The sequence below is a fragment of the Sediminicoccus rosea genome, from assembly GCF_033547095.1.
In the GTDB taxonomy this organism is placed as follows: domain Bacteria; phylum Pseudomonadota; class Alphaproteobacteria; order Acetobacterales; family Acetobacteraceae; genus Roseococcus; species Roseococcus rosea.
The window spans coordinates 3,086,932-3,104,671 of record NZ_CP137852.1; the positions used below are offsets into that span (position 1 = coordinate 3,086,932).

The window sequence follows — 17,740 nt, forward strand, 5'->3', positions numbered from 1 at the left end:
GGCGTCATCGCGTTCTATATGACTCGAATGCTGCGGCGCGTCCCCCCTTTCCTGCTGCTCAGCCTCCTTCTCGCCCCCGGATCCGGCACGGCCGCCCCCGGCTGCCCCTCCGTGACCGAAAGGCTGGCGCCCCTGCTCGGCGTCCAGGCCGAACTCGATGCGGGCGAGCCGCTGACCATCGTGGCCCTCGGCTCCTCCTCCACCGAGGGGGCGGGCGCCTCCTCGCCCGAGGCGGCCTATCCCAACCAGTTGCAGGCGCTGCTGCGCGGCAAGCTGCCGGGCGTGGAGCTGAACGTCGTCAATGCCGGAAAGTCGGGCGAGACCAGCCAGGAGATGCTGGCCCGGCTGGAGGCCGATGTGCTGACCCATGACCCGGACCTCGTGATCTGGCAGGCCGGCGGCAATGAAGTCCTGCTCGGGCGGGATCCCGCGACCTTCCTCGACCTGATGCGCCAGGGCCTGCGCCGCCTGCGCGCGGCGGGCGTCGAGGTCGTGCTGATGGACAACCAGCAGGCCCCGCGCATCCTCGGTGCGCCCGCCCATGCCCGCTTCGAGGCGGCGATGCGTGCGCTCGCCGAGGAGGAGCGCGTGCCCCTCTTCGCCCGCTCGCGCCTCATGCGCCGCTGGCAGGAGGCGGGGCTGCCCCAGGGCGAGGTGATCGCGCCCGACGGGCTGCATCACAATGACCGCGGCTATGCCTGCCTCGCCGAGGCCCTCGCGGCCGCCCTGCTCCGCTCGGCCGGGCAGCGCGAGGCGCAGCTCGCGGCGAACTGATCGCGCCCACGCGTGACCGTCACCACCACCGCCCTGCCCACCGGCGCCCTGCGGCATGAGATCGGCGTCGCCGCCTCCGCCCTGCCCGCGGTGCGGCCCTCGGCCCTCGAATCCGCCTGGGAGGCGGCCCGCGCCTCCGCCGAGGCGGGGCTCTGGGGCCCGGCGCGGCTGATCGCCTTCCAGGACGGCGTGGAGATCGCGCTGACCGATGCGGATGCCGCCTGCTGGGCCGAGGCCATGGCCCGTCGCGAGGGGCTCGATTCCCTGGCCGGGCTGGCGCTCTGCCTGCGCCTGCTCGCGCTCGTCGAGGTACTGGGCCGGGCCAAGTGGCTGCGCGGCCTCTTCGCCATTACGGCCGAGGGGGCGGAATTCCACCCTGCCCTGCTCGCCGCCGCGGCCCGCGCACCGCTCGACGCCACGGGGCGTTTCGAGGATGGCCCATTGCGTGCGATGCTGGGGCGTAGCATTTCGCATGTCTCGGCCTGATGCCCCCATCTGACGCCCATCCTGAAGAAAGATTTTCCCGCATGCCGCGCGCCGCCTGGCTCCTGCCCGTCCTGCTCCTCGCCGCCTGCGGCGCCCCCAATTCCGGCCTGCCCCGCTTCGACACGCCCACTCTCTCCCCGCCCCGCCCCGGCGACCCCGCGACCAATCCGGCCGTGGTGCAGGCCTGCCGCGTGCAGGTGGCGCAGGAGCTCCAGCGCCAGGACCGCGGCATGCTGCTGCGCGAGGATGAAAGCACCTCCCGTCTCGGCGCCGGCTTCGGCGGCCAGCCCTCGACCAACCAGACCGACGTGCTGGCGCGGCAATACCTGTTCGAGCGGCGCATCAACGAGTGCATCCGCCTGAACACCCGGACCGATCCCTCGGTGCAGCCGGCCCCCGCCGCCACCCCGGCCGCGACGCCCGCCCCCACCCCGCCCCGCCGAGGGAGCCGCTCGGGCTCCTGAGCTGGGACCCTTCGGCGCGCTCGGCCGCGCCCTGTCCCACCGCGATGCCCGGATCTTCTTCTCGGCCAGCCTGACCGCCTGGACCGGGCTCTGGATGCACCGCATCGCGGTGATGTGGCTGGCCTGGGAGCTGACGCGCTCCTCCTTCTGGGTCGGCATGGTCGCCTTTTGTGACCTCGCGCCCGCCGTCGTCTTCAGCCCCATCGCGGGCGCCGTGGCGGACCGCATGAATCGCGTGAAGCTGACCATGATCGCCCAGGGGGTGATCGGCGCGCAGGCGCTCGGCATCGCGATCCTCACCTGGACGGGGGTGATCTCCATCACTTCGCTCCTCGTCTTCGAGGTGATCGGCGGGATCGCGGCGAGCTTCGCCCAGCCCGCGCGCCAGGCGCTGATGCCGGGCCTCGTCCCCCGCGCCGACCTGCCGGCGGCGGTGGCCTGCAATTCGCTCACCTTCAACGTCGCCCGCTTCCTCGGGCCCGCCATCGCGGGGCCGATGGTCGCGATCTGGGGCGTGGTGCCCGCCATCCTCTGCAATGTCGCGGCCTATGTGGTGGCGACGGCGAGCCTGCCACTGATGAAGGTGGACCCCGCCCATATCCAGGGCCACGCGCCCGAGGCGTCGCTGCTGGCCGAAACGGTGGAGGGCGTGCGCTATGCCGCGAACCACCCGGGCATTGGCCCGATCCTGCTCTTCGCCGGGATCAGCGCCATCCTGCTGCGCGGCGTGCAGGAGGTGCTGCCGCCCTATGTCGAACGCCTCTTCGACCAGGGGGCGGCCGGGCTCGCGCTACTGACGGCGGCGATCGGCATCGGCGCGCTTGTGGCCGGGCTCTGGGTCGCCTCGCGCGGGCGGCTCGCCGGCACCACGCGGATCGCGGTCGTGGCCATCGGCGTGCAGGCGCTGTGCGCCATGGGCTTCGTCGCCACCGGATGGTTTCCCTTCGCCGTGCTCTGCGGCGCGCTCTATGGCGCCTGCGCCTCGATCCATGGGATCTCGGTGCAGACGCTCGCGCAATCGGCGGCGTTGACCCGGATGCGCGGGCGGACGCTGGCGCTCTGGGGCCTCATCACCCGCGCCTGCCCGGCCCTCGGCGCGCTGGTGCTGGGCACGGCGGGCGAGGTGTTCGGCATGCGGCTTCCCACCCTGATCGCGGCCAGCGCGGCGCTGCTGGTCACGCTCTGGGGCGTGACACGCATGCGCGGCTGGGCCAGACATCTTGAGAATCCCACATAGGACAAGTTCGGATGCTGAACACCGCGATCATCGGCATGGGCGCCTGGGGGCGCACGCTCGTCAATTCCGTGCAGGGCAAGAACGGGGCGGGCATCCGCTTCGTCGCCGGCACCACCGGCACGCTGGACAAGGCGCGTGACTACGCGGCCGAGAAGGGCATCCGCCTGCACGCCACCTATGCCGATGTGCTGGCGGACCGCGATGTGCAGGCCGTGGCCCTGGCCTCGCCCCATGGCATCCATGCCGAGCAGGTGATCGCCGCCGCCGCCGCGGGCAAGCATGTCTTCGTCGAGAAGCCCTTCACCCTCACCAAGGCGAGTGCCGAGGCCGCCGTCGCCGCCTGCCGCAAGGCCGGCGTGGTCCTGGCGCTCGGTCACAACCGCCGCTTCCTGCCCGCCGTCGCCGAGATGAAGAAGATCGTGGCCGAAGGCGGCATCGGCACGCTGCTGCATGTCGAGGGCCAGTTCAGCGGCCCCGGTGCCTTCGCCTACAAGGAGGGGATGTGGCGCGCCGACCGCGCGGAAAGCCCGCTGGGTGGCATGGGCGGCATGGGCATCCACATGGTGGACATGATCATCAACCTGGCCGGCCGCTTCCGCGACGTGCGGGTGCTGAGCCACGCCAAGGTCAGCACCACGATCGACGACACGACGGCGATGCTGGCCACGCTCGCCAGCGGGACGACGGTGACCTTCGCGACCCTGGCGCTGGCCCCGCGCTACTGGCGCGTGGCGCTCTTCGGCACGGATGGCCTGGTCGAGCAGCGCGGGCATGAGCAGCTCTTCTTCCGCGGCCGGGACGGCAAGGAATGGACGCGCGACTTCCCGGTGACCGACATCGAGCATGCCGAGCTGGAGGCCTTCGCCGCCGCGGTGGCCGGCGGCCCGGCCTATCCGCTGCCGCTGGACGAGGCGATCCATGGCGTTTCGGTCTTCGAGACGATGATCTTCGCCGCCGCCTCGGGGAGCGCCTACGCGGTTCCCTGAGGGCGGCCCGCGCATGATCCGCCGCGGTGGAAGCACCAGGGCGGCGGGTCACCCTCACGGCGAGGCCGGGCCTTGATCAACCCCGGCTGATTACGGTCGGGCGGCGCGCGCACGGGGCTGGGGCTCCGGCGTGTCGCAATTCTCGCCGGCCAGCGTCAGGGTGACGCTGCTGGAATTCGCGCCCTCCAGGCTGTCGGGTGGGGCGAGGACGAGTTGCACACCCTGCGGCGCCGCGGCCGGCATCACCTGGAACACCACCTCGGCCCCGCAGGCGCGCACCCCTTGCCGCGCCGCCCCGGCGCGGGTCGCGGCCAGGGCCTCCACCGCCTGGGCCATGGCGTCGCCCAGGGTCAGCGTCGCGCTGGGCGGCGGCATGATCGGCGGCGCGGTGCAGGCCGGAAGGGCCAGGGCCGCGAGAATCAGGCCGGTCTTGCATCGCATGCGGCATCCTCCGAACGAGTGGCGGCGACTCTGCGCCGCCCGCCACGGCGCCGCAATGCGGGAATGCCGCCCCGCCGCCTTCCGCCGGGCGGCCCGCTGCGTTAAGTCTGTGCAGCCTTTGCAACACCAGGAGCAACGCCCGAGATGAGCAAGATCACCCGCACCGGCAGCAACCAGATCCTCAGCAGTGCCGTGGAATACCACAACTTCGTGTATCTGGCCGGTATCACCGCCGATGACCTGAGCCAGGACATCACGGGCCAGACCCGCCAGGTCGTCGCCAAGATCAACGCCCTGCTGGAGGCGAACGGCACCGACACGACGCGCCTGCTGCAGGCGCAGATCTGGCTGAAGGACATCCGTGACCGCGACGCGATGAACAAGGTCTGGGTGGAGTGGCTGGGCGATGCCGGCCGTCCGGCCCGCGCCTGCGTGCAGGCGAACATGGCCGATCCGCGCCACCTCGTGGAAATCATGATCACCGCCTGCAAGTAATTCCAACGGGCAGCCATTCACTGTCCGTCAATACTTCGAGAAGCGCGCTGGCCTGATCAGGCCAGCGCGCTTTTTCGTGTCAGGGCGCCTGTGGCGTGACTGCGGCGCGGTGCGGCGATGCTGCGACGCGCCGATCATGACTATCCGATCCGGTGTGGCATTTCGGCCGCAACACTGTGGCAAAAACCGACGATCGAGGCATTTGCAGGAAGATCATCCTGATTTCCGCGTCGCCACGGGGGGGCTGTGGACAAATCACGCCGGATTACAGCGTGTGTCGCAATTCCAGGTTGCCGGACCCGCCCTGCCCCGATACCCCGAAACACAGCGAAACATTCCAACCGCCCAGGAGGGGTTCTGCATGCGTCTGAAGCTCGCGACCATGACCATGTGCCTGCTGCTCGGCGCAGCGCCCTTTGCGCCGCAGGCCTCCGCCTCGCGGGGGGATGCACGGTCGGATGTGCGGACTTCCGCGTCGCAGCCCCGCAATGCCTCGACCCAGGCCAACCGCCAGGCCCGCCCGCGCCAGACCCGCGCCGGCAACTATGGCGGCGGCCTGACATGCGTGCCCTATGCGCGCTCGGTCACCGGCATGGACATCTCGGGCAATGGGCGCGACTGGTGGCACAATGCCGCCGGGCGCTATGCCCGTGGCCAGCGCCCACAGGTGGGCTCCGTCCTCGCCTGGCCGGGTTCGGGGGGCATGAGCTCCGGCCATGTCGCGGTCGTCTCCCGCGTCATCAACGCCCGCCTGATCGAGATTGACCACGCCAATTGGGGCGGCCCCGGCATCCGCCGCGGCACCGTGATGCGCAATGTGCAGGTGATGGACGTCTCCTCCGACAATTCCTGGACCCGGGTGCGCGTGCAGGTGGGCTGGAGCAACGAGAATTTCGGCCGCGAGTACCCGACCTACGGCTTCATCCACAACCGCCCGGCCAACACGACCCTGGCCGATGCGGCGGATGAGATGATCCGCCCCGTCTCCTACTCCCGCCGCACCGCCGCGCCGCGCAGCCGCGCCACCCAGCAGCGCCCGGGGCAGCGCCCCGCCCAGCCCGCCACCCGCGTCGCCCAGGCCCGTCCGGCCAACCGCTGACCTCGGCGCGCGGATGGGGCATGCTGGGCGCCTGAGCCTCAGCAGGATGCCCCCATGTTCGTCGCCGCCAATCGCTTCCGCGTCATCCCCGAGCACGCCGCCGATTTCGAGCAGGTCTGGCTGACCCGTGAGAGCCGGCTGCATGAATTGCCGGGCTTCGTCAGCTTCCAGCTGCTGCGCGGGCCGCAGGCCGCGGACCACATCCTCTACACCTCCTCCACGCTCTGGGCCTCGCGCGCGGATTTCGAAGCCTGGACCAAATCCGAGCAGTTCCGCCGCGCCCATTCAGGCGCCGGCAGCAGCCGGAACCTGACGCTGGGGCCGCCGAACTTCGAGGGTTTCGATGTGCTGCAACACATCAAGAACGAGCCGTAAAATACTGTTCTTGAAAGAAAAGTTCTAAATGACGCAGCCGGCCCAGCCCATCTCCGACTACGATTTCATCGACTTCGGCGCCTCCAAGGGGGGATCGCTGAGCTGGGCCGCCGGCGCCTTTGGCGGGCGCGGCATCGGGGTGGATATCTCCCCGGCCAAGATCCAGCGCCTCACCCAGGCGGGCCATGCGGGCTTCGTCGCCGATGCCACCTCGCTCGACCTGCCCGATGGCAGCTTCCGCTACGCCACCATGATGAACTTCCTGGAACACCTGCCTGACCGGCAGACCGGCGAGCGCATCATCGCCTCGGCGGTGCGCGTCTCGCGCGATTTCGCCTTCATCCTCGGCCCCAATTTCGACGAGGCGGCCACGCTGCGCCGCCTGGGCCTGAAGAAGTACTTCGCGGATTGGAGCGGCCACACCTGGCACCACACGACGCAGGAGCTGGGCGAGATCCTCTCCGGGCTGGGCCACCCCTTCAAGCTGATCGAGTTCGGCGAGATCCGCCACAGCTCGCACCCCTACCTGCTGCCCCTCGAGGCCGGGCGGAACCGGAGCGCCTATGACCCCGCGCTGGACCCGCCCAAGCCGGACACGAAGATCCGGCGGGGGGTCTTCGGCTGGGTGGCCGCGGTCGTCTGGAAGAATCCGGCGGTGGATGTGGCGGACATCCTGCTGAAGGCCGCCGGCTGCCGCGTCGTCCCGGTGGGGCGCGCGGGGGGCTGAACCCAGCCCTCGGCACGGCGGGGGTGGCCCCCCCCCTAGGCTCCGGCCGTCATTTCCATCGAGCGGTCCCAGAGATTGGGCACCACCGTGTTGGTGTAGCCCGAGACGAAGCGCTTCTTCGCGCTCGTCGCGGGGTCGAAGGTGTGGCGCTCGATTGCGCCGATATTGCCGCCATAGACATGGATGGAGATGGAGGGACGGTCCGGGATGGCGTTCTCCACCCAGTGCACATCCTCCTCGCCCGAGCCCACGCCCACCACCTGGCCGGGGCTCAGATGGTCCACCTGGCCCTCGCGCATCGGGCGGCCGGGCTCGGGGTGCATGGTGACGCTGACCTCGGCGCCGCGCAGCATGCCGACCAGGCCCCAGACCTTGTGGTTGTGCACCGGCGTGCGCTGGCCGATGCCCCAGACGAAGCTGACCACCGAGAAGCGCTCCAGCGGGTCGCAATGCAGCAGGTATTGGCGGTAGGTCGGGCCGGGCTCGGCCAGGGCCTCGGGCAGCCAGTCGTCATGGGCGATGAGTTCGGCGAGCAGGGCCTCGCCCTCGGCGAGCCAGCGCGCCTCGCTGGGGTTCTGGTCGGCCAGGCGCGTCATCGCCTGGATGAAACGGCGCAGACGGGAGATATCGGGCATCATTCGCCTCCGAGGGAGCGCTTGGCGACGGCGGCGAGGTAGCTCGAGGCCGCCGGCAGCACGTCATCGTTGAAGTCATAGGCCGGGTGGTGCAATTCGCGCCCGCCATCGGCCGGGCCATTGCCGATCCAGACGAAGGCGCCGGGCACCTCGTTCAGGAACCAGGAGAAATCCTCGCCCGTCATGGCCGGCGGCAGGTCGCGGCGGATGGTGGTGACGCTGGCGGCCGCCGCGGCGGCGGTCTCGCGCTCGGCCGGATGGTTGGCGGTGACGGGCACGCCGCGGCGGAACTCCACCTCGGCGGTCAGGCCGAAGGCGGCCGCGATGCCGTGGGCGATCTCGCGCATGCGGGCCTCGATCAGCTCGCCCACGCTCTCATCCAGCCAGCGCGCCGTGCCATGCAGCCGGGCGCGGCTGGAGATCTGGTTGCCGGCCGAACCCGCCTCGGCGATCGTCACGCTGACGACGGCCGATTGCAGCGGGTCCACCCCGCGCGCCACGATGGATTGCAGCGCCACAATGGCATGGCCCGCGCCCAGCATGGGGTCGCGCGTCATGTGCGGCAGGGCGGCGTGGCCGGCATGGCCCTCGAAGACGATGTCGAAGCGCGAGCCGGCGGCCATCACCGCCTTCTCATGGATGGCGATGTGCCCCGCCTCCAGCCCCGGCCAATTGTGCCAGCCGAAGATGCGGTCCATCGGGAATCGCTGGAACAGCCCGTCCCGGATCATGTGGCGGGCGCCGCCACCACCTTCCTCGGCCGGCTGGAAGACGAGGCGCACCGTGCCGGACCAGCTCTGGTCCTCCAGCAGCAGGGCGGCGGCGCCCAGCAGGGCCGTGGTGTGGCCGTCATGCCCGCAGGCATGCATCACGCCGGGCTTGCGGCTGCGATGGGGCAGCGTCTCGTCCAGTTCCTGGATGGGCAGGGCATCCATGTCGGCGCGCAGGCCCACGCTGCGGTTGCCGCCCGCCCCGGTGGCCGCGCGGCGCAGCGTCGCCACCACGCCATGCCCGCCAATGCCGGTCTCGATCTCGGTGACGCCCAGTTCCCTCAGCTTCTCGACCACGAAGGCCGCGGTCTCGCCCTCATCGAGGGTCAGGCCGGGATTGGCGTGGAGATGGCGGCGCCAGAGGGTGAGTCGGGACTGGAGATCTGGATTCATGCGGGCAATCTAGCCAGAAAGCGCGGCGCGGCGTAACTGCCGCCCTGTCGCGTTTTTTGAGGCAATTCTTCGGTGATGACGCTTGATCTCGTTTGCAAAGGTTGTATCTTTAAAGCCTTACCACCCTGTGGTTGCAGCACGCCGAGCAACGAGGCAGATTCCCATGAAGTTCGCTGACATCGGTCAACAACTCCGCGCCTACCGTATGGAATCCGGCATGCGCGCCGAGGAGATCGCCGCCCGCCTGGGTGTCTCCCGCGCCGCCCTTTATCGCTACGAGAAGGGCGAAGTCATCAAGCTTGAGACGATCCGCCGCCTGGCGGAACTGCTCAAGGTCTCGCCGCTCTCGCTGCTGGGCATCGGCATCGAGTATTTCGCCCGCCCCGCCGCCTTCCAGGAGCGGTTGCGGGGCCTCGAGGAGCAGGCGGACCAGGTCCTGCTCGTCGGCGGCGCCTTCTGCTGGCAGATCACGGGCGAGGCGCTGGAAGGCGCGCTGGCCGAGGCCTGGACCCAGGCCGTTCCCGCCGGGCCCGACCGCACCGTCGCCATCTCCCTGATCGAGCAGGCGCTGGGCGCGCTCACCGCGCGCAAGCGGCTCTATACGCAGAAGCGGCCGAGCGTGATCGCGGTGCTGAGCGAATCGGCCATCGTCACCTTCCTGAATGAGGGCGTCGCCGGCGGCCTCACCATCCCCGAGGCCTCGCGCTCCCGTGCGCGCGAGGCGGCGGCGATCGAGTGCGAGGCGATGGCCGTGATCATGGAGACGGTGCCGATCGGCCTGCAGCTTGGCCTGGCCACCGGAATCCAGCCCTCCGCCCCCTTCATGGTGCTGCGCGGGCGGGATCGGGCGCATGTCGTCACCTCCCCCATCCCGGCCGATGCCCCGCCGAGTGCCGCGGCCGGTGTCGCCGGCATCACGGCGGCGGAGGAGGCCGTCTCGGTGCATCAGCGCGTGGCGGAGGCCATGTGGCGCGACTGCCGCAAGGGCGCCGAGGCCGCGGCCCGGCTGCGCCAGCTGGTGCGCGAGGCGCGCGGCTGAATGTCTTGAGCGGGGCGGTGAACCCCGCCTAGGCTTGCGTGTCGGCGCGCGGATGGTCCGCTCGCCACACGGACATACCCCCACATGCGTCTGATCCCCCTCGCCCTTGTCGCGCCGCTGGCCCTGATCGGCTGTGCCGCCGATTCGCCGGCGCCGCCCGCCACCGCCGCCGCGCCGGCGGCCGTCCAGCCGGTCCAGCCCAACAACCGCATCACCTTCCCGACCGACGCGCAGATCGCCGCCGGGCAGCCCATCCGCATCCGTCCCGCGGCCAATTTCGGCGAATACGGCGTGCTGCAGTCGCTGCCTGGCGCGGCCTCCTGCGGCGTGCTGCAGCAGGGCCGCGTGGCGCGCACCCTGCCCGTCTCCTCGCCTTCCGGCCCGGTCACGCCGGCCTTCAGCATCGGCGGCCCCTGCCCGCGCACGGACGACAATCGCGGGCTGGCCTTCGTGCAGATCACCCAGGCCTGGAACCTGCCCACCGGCTTCTATCTGCGCGGGCCGACGGACGAATGCTTCCTGCCGCATGTCGGCTCGAACGCCGTCTGCGTGCCGCGGACGACGCGCGGAAGCTGATCGCGCCGGCGCTGCGCCGATGGCGGGGGCTCTCCCGCCATCGGGCAGTGACCCAGGCCTGAACATCCCCCTTGGCTCCTCAGGATGCCGGCACCACAGCCCGGCGGCCGCTGGCACCGCTGGGTTGCAGGCACCGAAGCCGCGTTCCGCGGCGTGATGCCTGCGTCGGCCGCGCCGAGGGCTCCTCGGGCCTTCTCACCGAGCCTGGCGCGGGACGCGCCAGCGTCGAGGCCAAGCGACAGCCGCGCCCGCTTCCGGGCTGGCGCGCGGCCCGATCTTCCCGCACGTCGCAGCGCTGTCGGTCACCGACGGACGGCCCGGCCGCCGCGCCCGTGACGCGCGCCTCATCCCCTGGATCTCGAATCGCGGACCCTGGGCCGGCCCGATTGTGTTGCCGCGCCCGGCACGCGCCGGAGGCTGCGCCCTTGGCCGCCGCCCGCAATCCGTCCAGGCCCTCGCGCCGCCGCGCATCCCGCGACGACTCGACGCCCACTCGCCCCCACCCCTGAGGCGACGGAGCGGGCCATTCGGGTGGCGCATCTGGCGATGCTCGCAGCCGGGCCAGCGCGGCGCCCCACGGCGGCTGCCCCGCCGGCGGGATCGCGCTCGAGCCAGCCCAGATCGGCCCCAAGGCAAGGACGGAGGAGGACACAACAAGGCCGCGCCCGCCCAGAGGATGGTTGACGCCGAATGCATTCTCCCTTATTTATTTCTCAAGAATTATCATGATTTAAATCAATCTTCGGGGCGCCGGTAACCATGGGTGATTTTTCTCGGATTTCCGCCGCCATATGGCGTCGCAATGAATTCCAGAATGACGAGCTGGATGCCCGCCTCGCGGGAATCACCGCCTACAGCATTTCAAAAATCATGGGATCCAAGTATAATGAGATCCATCACTCCCATTCGATCGAAAAGATTCTTCTAGCCTGCCAGACTGACTGGTGCTTCATCCAGTCTTCCGGACACACCTATAGCGCGCAGAATGTTCCGCTTGCGCGGAATATACTCGCCAAAATGGTCGAGAACGATGAAGTTGCGGCCATCGGTCACCTGATGGACGACAAGGTTTATTTTGGCCTTCATCATCAGGTGATGCTGCTGAATAAAAGGCTATGGGAGGAGCATGGGCGGCCCATCTTTGGCGGCACGGTCACGACCGAGCAGTCGGTGCGGCCGGTCCGGCGCAGCGACGAGAATGTCCATGATGACTACACGCCGCTGTGGCTGGCGCCTGCCTCAGGCCCACCGATCCAGGTGAAGCCAAAGACGGTGGGGTGGAACTTCATCTCCCACATGTCGGGCCTGGGATACTCGTTCGACAACTTCAAATCCGACTTCCGGAGCAGGAAGTTCTTCTGCTACCCGCAGAAAAAGAATTCAGCCGCCATGCTCGAAGCCCTGCGGGACACGTCCCAGCGGGGGGAGGTTGAAGATGCGCGGATTGCCTCGGTGGCAAAGCGTTTCCGCATCAGCCGCCCATCCGGCATTCACATCGTCAACAATGAAGGAAATGGCGACATACCGCCGCCGAGCGGCGAAGCTGTCGGCCTGGCGGTATTCGTCGCCAGTGGCTTCAAGAGCAACATCATCCTGCACAAGCTTGGCTTCAACGCCGACACTGAAGTCGTATTCTACGACGTGGATCAAGCGACGCTCGAGTTCAAGAAGCGACTCATCGCGCACTGGAACGGCCAGAACTTTCTCGACACCGCCAATCAGGTGATTGAGGAGCTGAGATCCGAATACAAGACCAACAAGTTCACCGATGTGAATATCGATCTGTCGTACCAATCCATGATCAAGAACAGCTTCGGCTCCGAGGCAGGATGGGTCGATCACTGGATGAAGTTCAGGCAGCTTCGTTTTTCATTTGTGAAGGCGGATATCTTGCGGGATCAGCAGCCGCTGGTGAACGCCCTGCCAAGCGCGCAGCGGGAGGGGCGTCCGGTCCTCTGGACCAGCAACATATTCAACTACGGCATCGAGATCATCGGAATGGAGTTCCAGGCGCGCAAGAACGCGCATGCGAGCCTCATGGGGCACCTGCGTGCGGCCTGTGGCCGTGAACCGGTCTTCGTGGGCCAGACGCCACGTGACTACGCAAGCGGGACCTGGGTGTAGGAGGCTCCCCGGCCACCCTTCCCGCACGCCACGTCATGCGTCACCCGGCATGGAGGAGAACGACCCGAGCCAATCCCATCACCGGCGGGGCGTGACACGGCAGCGCCAGCGGCGAGGCCACGTTCCAGTCGCCGGCGCCTGGACCCTGGACGACAGGGCTCAGCCCCGCGCCAGCGGGTGGTGCTCCTCCACCACCGCCCGCAGCCGTTCCTCCAGCACGCGGGTGTAAATCTGCGTCGTCGCGATATCGGCATGGCCGAGCAAAGTCTGCAGCGCCCGCAGATCGGCGCCGCGGGCCAGCAGGTGGGTGGCGAAGCTGTGCCGCAGCACGTGCGGGCTGACCTTGGCAGGGTCGAGCCCGCCGGCGATGGCCGCCTGCTTCAGCAGCAGCCCCACCCCCTGCCGCGTCAGATGGCCATTGGCGCCGCGTGAGGGCAACAGCCATTTCCGCGCCGAAAGCCGCCCCTTGCCGCGCGGCACCAGCCCCTCCTGCGCGGCCATCGCCGCCTCCCGAGCGCGGCGGGAGATCGGCACCAGGCGCTCCTTCCGGCCCTTGCCCATCACCGTCACCAGTGGTTCCTCGGCGCGCAGCATGCCGGCGGGCAGCGTCACCAGCTCCGTCACGCGCAGGCCCGAGGCGTAGAGCAGCTCGATCGCAGCGGTGGCCACCGGGGCCTGGGCGGGGGGCAGCTTCGCGGCGCCGGCGATGAGCTGCTGCACCTCGGCCTCGCTCAGCGCCTTGGGCAGGGGGGCCGGGGCCTTGGGGGCGTCCAGCAACTCGGTCGGGTCATCGGGGCGCAGGCCCTCGCGCGCCAGGAAGCGATAGAATTGCCGAAGCGAGGAGAGCCGCCGCGCCTGCGTCCGGGCCGAATAGATGGACTGGCTGCCGAGCCAGCCGCGCAGATCCTCGGGGCTCGCCAGCACGGGGTCGCCCTCGAGATAGGCCAGCGCGCTCTCAAGATCGGCCCGATAGGCTTCCAGGGTGTTGCGGGCGGCGCCGCGCTCGGCCGCCATCATCTCCAGGAAGGCCTCGAGATGGCGATTCACGGGCGGGGCGCCCCCTCAGCGCACCTGGAAGCGGTCATTGGGCAGCACGCGCTCCACCGGGGCGGTGGTGACCGCGGGCGGGAAAGCGCCGAGCGCCAGCAGGCCGAGCGCACCGGCGCAAAGCAGCAACAGGAACAGCGTCAACACCGGGCGGCGGAACATGATGGCTGGGGCGTCCCCTCGCAGGATTCATGGATTGTGCTAGCCTTCGCCCCAGTGTCACGCAACCTCGCCCAGCCCGATTCCGCCCCAGGCGCTGCCCTCCAGGGCCCTGCCGCGCGCGCCGCGCAGAACAGCATCGTGCTGGTCGGCATGCCGGGGGCGGGCAAGTCCTCGATCGGCCGCCGCCTCGCCGCGCGCCTGGGCCTGCCCTTCCGCGACGCCGACACCGAGATCGAGCAGGCCGCCGGCATCCCCATCGCCGAGATCTTCGCCCGCTATGGCGAGGCGCATTTCCGCGAGGGCGAGCGGCGCGTCATCGCCCGCCTGCTCAATTCGGGCGAGCCCATCGTGCTGGCGACCGGCGGCGGCGCCTATGTGGACCCGCGCTCCCGCGCCGCCATCCGCGATTCCGGGGCAACCGCGCTCTGGCTGAAATGCCGCCTCTCCACCCTGCTGCGCCGCGTGGCGGGGCGCGACCACCGCCCCATGTTCGTCGGCCAGGACCCGCGCGAGGTGCTGGAGCGCCTGATGGCCGCCCGCCACCCCGCCTATGCCGAGGCCGATGTGACCCTGCTCTGTTCCGACGAACCCCCCGAAGTCACCACGCGCCGCGTGGCCGAGGCTCTCTCCGCGCATCGCCCGCCCGAGCGGCTGCATGTGGCGCTCTCCCGCAACGCCTATGACATCGTGATCGGCGAGGGCGTGCTGCGGCGCGCGGGCGCCGAGATGGCGCAGCGGCTGGAAGGCAGGCGCGCCGTGATCGTCAGCGACCAGTCGGTCGCGCCGCTGCATCTGCCGACGCTGCGCGAATCGCTCGCCGATGCGGGCTTCACCGTGGCCGGCGAGTTCCTGGTGCCGCCGGGCGAGGCCAGCAAGTGCTTCACCCAGTTCGAGCGCCTGGTGGATGGCATCCTCTCGGCCAAGGCGGATCGCCGCCTCGCCGTCATCGCGCTGGGGGGTGGCGTGGTGGGCGACCTCGCGGGCTTCGCCGCCGCCGCCGTGCTGCGCGGCCTGCCCTTCGTGCAGTGCCCGACCACGCTGCTGGCCCAGGTGGACAGCTCGGTCGGCGGCAAGACCGGCATCAACACGAGCCATGGCAAGAACCTCGTCGGCGCCTTCCACCAGCCCCGGCTGGTATTGGCCGACACCGCGACCCTGCGCACCCTGCCGCCGCGCGAGCTGCGCGCGGGCTGGGCCGAGGTCGCCAAGCACGGGCTGCTGCAGGGTCCGCTCTGGGAATGGTGCGAGAGCGAGGGCCCACGCGCCATGCAGGGCGACCCGGAGGCGCTGGCCTATGCGGTGCTGGAGAGCTGCCGGCTGAAATCCGCCGTCGTCGTGGATGACGAGTTCGAGATGAAGGCCGAGGGCGGGCGCGCGCTGCTCAACCTCGGCCACACCTTCGGCCATGCGCTGGAGGCCGAGTGCGGCTATGGCGGCGAATTGCTGCATGGCGAGGCGGTCGCGATCGGCCTCGGCCTCGCCACCGAGCTCTCGGCCCGCCTTGGCCTCTGCTCGCAGGAAATGCCGGGCCGGGTGCGGGAGCACCTGCGCGAGGTGGGGCTGCCCAACCGCATCGCCGCCCTGCCCCGCCGCTTCAGCGTGGAGCGGCTGATCGCCCGCATGCGGGCCGACAAGAAGGCGCGCGACGGCGCGATGCGCTTCGTGCTGCTGCGCGCCCCGGGCGACGTGTTCACCGAGAGCGGCGTGACCGAGGCCATGGTCCGCGCGCTCCTCAGCGAGGAAGGCTGCGAGCCATGAGCGAGTACAACCTCCAGGTCCTGCTGAAGCGTCGCCCCGTGGGTGAGCCGGTGGAGGGCGATTTCGAGATCGTCGAGGGGCCAGTGCCGCTGCCCGGCCATGGCCAGGTGCTGGTGCGCAACCGCTTCCTCAGTCTCGACCCCTACATGCGCGGGCGGATGAGCGACGCGAAGAGTTACGCCAAGCCCGTCGAACTCGGCGCCGTGATGGAAGGCGCGACGGTGGGCGAGGTGATCGCTTCGAACGACCCCGCCTTCGCGCCGGGCGATGCGGTGATGGGCGGCCAGGGCTGGCAGCGCTTCTGTACCATGGACGGCGCGAAGCTGCGTAAGGTGGATGTGAACGAGGTGCCGCTCTCGGCCAATCTCGGCGTGCTTGGCATGCCGGGGCTGACCGCCTGGGTCGGCCTCGAGGATATCGGCGAGCCCAAGCCGGGCGAGACGGTGGTGATCAGCGCGGCCTCGGGCGCGGTGGGGCAGGTGGCGGGGCAGATCGCGCGCGCGCGCGGCGCGCGCGTCATCGGCATCGCGGGGGGCGCGGCCAAATGCGCCTTCGTGAAGGATGAGCTGGGCTTCGACGACTGCCTCGATCATCGCGGCGACCTCGAAGCGCAGCTCGACGCCGCGTGCCCCAACGGCATCGACGTCTATTGGGAGAATGTGGGCGGCCATGTGCAGGCCGCCGTCTTCCCGCGCTTCCGCGATTTCGGCCGCATGGTGATGTGCGGGATGATCGCGCAGTACAACATCGCCCCCGGCGCCGATGCCGCCGGCGCGCCGCCCGGGCCCAATCTCGGCCCCGTCGTCCGCAAGCGGCTTCGCATCCAGGGCTTCATCGTCAGCGACCATGGCTGGCAGCGCTATCCGCAATTCCGCGCGGTGATGCTGGGGCTGATCCGCGGCGGGCAGCTCACCTGGCGCGAGGATGTGGTGACGGGCCTTGCCGCGGCGCCGCGCGCCTTCATCGGCCTGCTCAAGGGCGAGAATTTCGGCAAGCTCGTCATCAAGGTGGAATGAGCGCGCGGCTTCTTGCAATGCTGCCATGCATGAAGCACACAGACGCCTGACCTTATCCCGGGACGGAGAGACACCATGACGCGTTTCATCACCCGCCGCGCCAGCCTCGCCGCCCTTGGCGGCGGTGCGGCCGGCCTTGCGCTGCCGGCCAACCACGCGCGCGCCCAGGCACCGCGCGAGCTGCGGCTCGGCCTCATCACGCCGCCGCCGCACACCTGGAACCAGCAGCTGGCAGCCTGGGGCACGCGGCTGCGCGATGCCTCGAACGGGCGCTTCACCGTCACGCTCTTCCCCTCGGGCCAGCTCGGCAACGAGGCGGCGATGTTGCAGCAGCTGCAGACCGGCGCGCTCGACCTCAGCCTGCTGACCGTCTCCGAGATCAGCAACCGCGTGGATGCCTTCGGCGCGCTGCTCGCCCCCTTCATCGCGCGCAACATCGAGGAGGCGGTTCGCATGCTCCGCCACCCGATCGCGCTCGGCCTGCTCAACGGCCTGCCGCAGGCGACGGGCTGCGTCGGCTTCCGCTACGGCATGGTCGGCATGCGCCAGATCAGCACGCGCGAGGTGACGAACACGCTGGCCGACCTGCGCGGCAAGAAGGTGCGCATCACCCCGGCCGCGCCGACGCGCGACTTCTTCAACCTGATCGGCATGGCGCCCACGCCGCTGCCGCTGCCAGCCATCTTCGAGGCGCTGTCCAACGGGCAGATCGACGGCGTGGACCTGGATTTCGAGAGCATCATCAACAACCGGTTCCAGGATCTCTGCCGGACGATGCTGCTCACCAACCACTTCATGTTCCCGGCGGTGGGCCTGATGTCCGCCCGCGTCTTCGGGACGCTGGCACCGGCCGACCGCGAGCTGATCCGCGGCACGATGACCGAGGCGCTGGACGCGCTCTGCGATTCGATGCCGGAGCGCGAGGCGCGCCAGGGGGCGCAGCTGCGCGCGAGCAACATGCAGGTCCGCCCCACCGGGCCGGAATTCTTCGGCGATGCGGTGGCGCAGTTCGACCGCGCCTGGGGCCCGCGCGCGCCGGCGCTGGCGCAGCTCCGCGCGGCCTTCCCGCGCGGCTGAGGTGGCTTCGACTGACTGCGGGGGCGCCTTGCCCCTTCGCACTCCCGCAGCAGGAACCG

Annotated in this window: 20 protein-coding genes; 15 read left to right on the plus strand and 5 right to left on the minus strand. The window is 70.1% G+C overall.

The window, feature by feature from the left end; all coding sequences use genetic code 11:
* Positions 1-27 precede the first annotated feature (27 nt).
* From R9Z33_RS14925 to R9Z33_RS14945, 5 genes are read left to right on the plus strand one after another with little or no spacing between them, the layout of a single operon-like run.
* A complete protein-coding gene (locus R9Z33_RS14925) occupies positions 28-774 on the plus strand; it encodes an SGNH/GDSL hydrolase family protein (RefSeq protein ID WP_318647372.1) in 747 nt (248 codons plus the stop codon).
* A 12-nt stretch (positions 775-786) separates the two neighbouring features.
* The gene (locus R9Z33_RS14930) at positions 787-1,260 is read left to right on the plus strand and encodes a hypothetical protein (RefSeq protein WP_318647373.1); all 474 of its coding nucleotides are present in this window, start codon (positions 787-789) and stop codon (positions 1,258-1,260) included.
* Between the two features lie 41 nt (positions 1,261-1,301).
* Positions 1,302-1,724 (plus strand): hypothetical protein, encoded by a 423-nt coding sequence (locus tag R9Z33_RS14935; RefSeq protein WP_318647374.1) that lies wholly within the window; start codon positions 1,302-1,304, stop codon positions 1,722-1,724.
* 1 nt (position 1,725) lies between these two features.
* Positions 1,726-2,961, plus strand: coding sequence for an MFS transporter (locus tag R9Z33_RS14940; RefSeq protein ID WP_404830685.1), 1,236 nt, complete (start codon positions 1,726-1,728; stop codon positions 2,959-2,961).
* Positions 2,962-2,972: 11 nt separating this feature from the next.
* Complete coding sequence (locus R9Z33_RS14945; protein ID WP_318647375.1) at positions 2,973-3,947, plus strand: Gfo/Idh/MocA family protein; 975 nt, start codon at positions 2,973-2,975, stop codon at positions 3,945-3,947.
* 90 nt (positions 3,948-4,037) lie between these two features.
* Here the strand turns inward: R9Z33_RS14945 and R9Z33_RS14950 are convergent, their stop codons facing one another.
* A complete protein-coding gene (locus R9Z33_RS14950; RefSeq protein WP_318647376.1) occupies positions 4,038-4,388 on the minus strand; it encodes a hypothetical protein in 351 nt (116 codons plus the stop codon).
* A gap of 144 nt (positions 4,389-4,532) precedes the next feature.
* Between R9Z33_RS14950 and R9Z33_RS14955 the strand changes: the two genes are divergently transcribed.
* From R9Z33_RS14955 to R9Z33_RS14970, 4 genes are all read left to right on the plus strand, one after another.
* Entirely contained in the window at positions 4,533-4,883 is a 351-nt protein-coding gene (locus R9Z33_RS14955; protein WP_213615258.1) for a RidA family protein, read from the plus strand.
* A 361-nt stretch (positions 4,884-5,244) separates the two neighbouring features.
* Entirely contained in the window at positions 5,245-5,982 is a 738-nt protein-coding gene (locus tag R9Z33_RS14960; RefSeq protein ID WP_318647377.1) for a CHAP domain-containing protein, read from the plus strand.
* 54 nt (positions 5,983-6,036) lie between these two features.
* Positions 6,037-6,357, plus strand: coding sequence for an antibiotic biosynthesis monooxygenase family protein (locus R9Z33_RS14965; RefSeq protein WP_318647378.1), 321 nt, complete (start codon positions 6,037-6,039; stop codon positions 6,355-6,357).
* A gap of 28 nt (positions 6,358-6,385) precedes the next feature.
* Entirely contained in the window at positions 6,386-7,084 is a 699-nt protein-coding gene (locus tag R9Z33_RS14970; protein WP_318647379.1) for a class I SAM-dependent methyltransferase, read from the plus strand.
* 35 nt (positions 7,085-7,119) lie between these two features.
* On the opposite strand, the gene R9Z33_RS14975 is transcribed toward R9Z33_RS14970, so the two are convergent.
* Both R9Z33_RS14975 and R9Z33_RS14980 read right to left on the minus strand, forming a co-directional pair.
* Positions 7,120-7,719 carry a cysteine dioxygenase family protein gene (locus R9Z33_RS14975; RefSeq protein WP_318647380.1) on the minus strand — a complete coding sequence of 200 codons (600 nt, stop codon included), beginning with the start codon at positions 7,717-7,719 and terminating at the stop codon, positions 7,120-7,122.
* Positions 7,719-8,882 carry an amidohydrolase gene (locus tag R9Z33_RS14980; RefSeq protein ID WP_318647381.1) on the minus strand — a complete coding sequence of 388 codons (1,164 nt, stop codon included), beginning with the start codon at positions 8,880-8,882 and terminating at the stop codon, positions 7,719-7,721. Before R9Z33_RS14980 ends, R9Z33_RS14975 begins: the two co-directional genes overlap by 1 nt.
* Before the next feature lie 163 nt (positions 8,883-9,045).
* Between R9Z33_RS14980 and R9Z33_RS14985 the strand changes: the two genes are divergently transcribed.
* From R9Z33_RS14985 to R9Z33_RS14995, 3 genes are all read left to right on the plus strand, one after another.
* Complete coding sequence (locus R9Z33_RS14985; protein ID WP_318647382.1) at positions 9,046-9,921, plus strand: helix-turn-helix domain-containing protein; 876 nt, start codon at positions 9,046-9,048, stop codon at positions 9,919-9,921.
* An 84-nt stretch (positions 9,922-10,005) separates the two neighbouring features.
* The gene (locus tag R9Z33_RS14990; RefSeq protein ID WP_318647383.1) at positions 10,006-10,497 is read left to right on the plus strand and encodes a hypothetical protein; all 492 of its coding nucleotides are present in this window, start codon (positions 10,006-10,008) and stop codon (positions 10,495-10,497) included.
* A gap of 759 nt (positions 10,498-11,256) precedes the next feature.
* On the plus strand, positions 11,257-12,621 hold the full coding sequence (locus R9Z33_RS14995) for a hypothetical protein (protein WP_318647384.1): 1,365 nt from the start codon (positions 11,257-11,259) through the stop codon (positions 12,619-12,621).
* A gap of 159 nt (positions 12,622-12,780) precedes the next feature.
* Here the strand turns inward: R9Z33_RS14995 and R9Z33_RS15000 are convergent, their stop codons facing one another.
* Positions 12,781-13,668 (minus strand): tyrosine recombinase, encoded by an 888-nt coding sequence (locus R9Z33_RS15000; protein ID WP_318647385.1) that lies wholly within the window; start codon positions 13,666-13,668, stop codon positions 12,781-12,783.
* A gap of 15 nt (positions 13,669-13,683) precedes the next feature.
* The gene (locus tag R9Z33_RS15005) at positions 13,684-13,830 is read right to left on the minus strand and encodes a hypothetical protein (RefSeq protein ID WP_213615244.1); all 147 of its coding nucleotides are present in this window, start codon (positions 13,828-13,830) and stop codon (positions 13,684-13,686) included.
* Between the two features lie 54 nt (positions 13,831-13,884).
* Between R9Z33_RS15005 and aroB the strand changes: the two genes are divergently transcribed.
* The 3 genes from aroB (at position 13,885) to R9Z33_RS15020 (ending at position 17,681) form a co-directional block, all read left to right on the plus strand.
* Positions 13,885-15,588 carry a 3-dehydroquinate synthase gene (aroB, locus tag R9Z33_RS15010; RefSeq protein ID WP_318647386.1) on the plus strand — a complete coding sequence of 568 codons (1,704 nt, stop codon included), beginning with the start codon at positions 13,885-13,887 and terminating at the stop codon, positions 15,586-15,588.
* Positions 15,585-16,604, plus strand: a complete 1,020-nt coding sequence (locus R9Z33_RS15015) for an NADP-dependent oxidoreductase (protein WP_318647387.1) — start codon at positions 15,585-15,587, stop codon at positions 16,602-16,604. The genes aroB and R9Z33_RS15015 overlap by 4 nt, the downstream gene beginning before the upstream one ends.
* A gap of 75 nt (positions 16,605-16,679) precedes the next feature.
* A complete protein-coding gene (locus tag R9Z33_RS15020; RefSeq protein WP_318647388.1) occupies positions 16,680-17,681 on the plus strand; it encodes a TRAP transporter substrate-binding protein in 1,002 nt (333 codons plus the stop codon).
* Positions 17,682-17,740 lie beyond the last annotated feature (59 nt).

Bases quoted from the DNA above. Each gene is read 5' to 3' on its own strand.
- R9Z33_RS14925 (WP_318647372.1), top strand. From the start codon at position 28: ATGCTGCGGCGCGTCCCCCCTTTCCTGCTGCTCAGCCTCCTTCTCGCC.
- R9Z33_RS14935 (WP_318647374.1), top strand. From the start codon at position 1,302: ATGCCGCGCGCCGCCTGGCTCCTGCCCGTCCTGCTCCTCGCCGCCTGC.
- R9Z33_RS14945 (WP_318647375.1), top strand. From the start codon at position 2,973: ATGCTGAACACCGCGATCATCGGCATGGGCGCCTGGGGGCGCACGCTC.
- R9Z33_RS14950 (WP_318647376.1), bottom strand. From the start codon at position 4,388: ATGCGATGCAAGACCGGCCTGATTCTCGCGGCCCTGGCCCTTCCGGCC.
- R9Z33_RS14955 (WP_213615258.1), top strand. From the start codon at position 4,533: ATGAGCAAGATCACCCGCACCGGCAGCAACCAGATCCTCAGCAGTGCC.
- R9Z33_RS14960 (WP_318647377.1), top strand. From the start codon at position 5,245: ATGCGTCTGAAGCTCGCGACCATGACCATGTGCCTGCTGCTCGGCGCA.
- R9Z33_RS14965 (WP_318647378.1), top strand. From the start codon at position 6,037: ATGTTCGTCGCCGCCAATCGCTTCCGCGTCATCCCCGAGCACGCCGCC.
- R9Z33_RS14970 (WP_318647379.1), top strand. From the start codon at position 6,386: ATGACGCAGCCGGCCCAGCCCATCTCCGACTACGATTTCATCGACTTC.
- R9Z33_RS14975 (WP_318647380.1), bottom strand. From the start codon at position 7,719: ATGCCCGATATCTCCCGTCTGCGCCGTTTCATCCAGGCGATGACGCGC.
- R9Z33_RS14980 (WP_318647381.1), bottom strand. From the start codon at position 8,882: ATGAATCCAGATCTCCAGTCCCGACTCACCCTCTGGCGCCGCCATCTC.
- R9Z33_RS14985 (WP_318647382.1), top strand. From the start codon at position 9,046: ATGAAGTTCGCTGACATCGGTCAACAACTCCGCGCCTACCGTATGGAA.
- R9Z33_RS14990 (WP_318647383.1), top strand. From the start codon at position 10,006: ATGCGTCTGATCCCCCTCGCCCTTGTCGCGCCGCTGGCCCTGATCGGC.
- R9Z33_RS14995 (WP_318647384.1), top strand. From the start codon at position 11,257: ATGGGTGATTTTTCTCGGATTTCCGCCGCCATATGGCGTCGCAATGAA.
- R9Z33_RS15005 (WP_213615244.1), bottom strand. From the start codon at position 13,830: ATGTTCCGCCGCCCGGTGTTGACGCTGTTCCTGTTGCTGCTTTGCGCC.
- R9Z33_RS15015 (WP_318647387.1), top strand. From the start codon at position 15,585: ATGAGCGAGTACAACCTCCAGGTCCTGCTGAAGCGTCGCCCCGTGGGT.
- R9Z33_RS15020 (WP_318647388.1), top strand. From the start codon at position 16,680: ATGACGCGTTTCATCACCCGCCGCGCCAGCCTCGCCGCCCTTGGCGGC.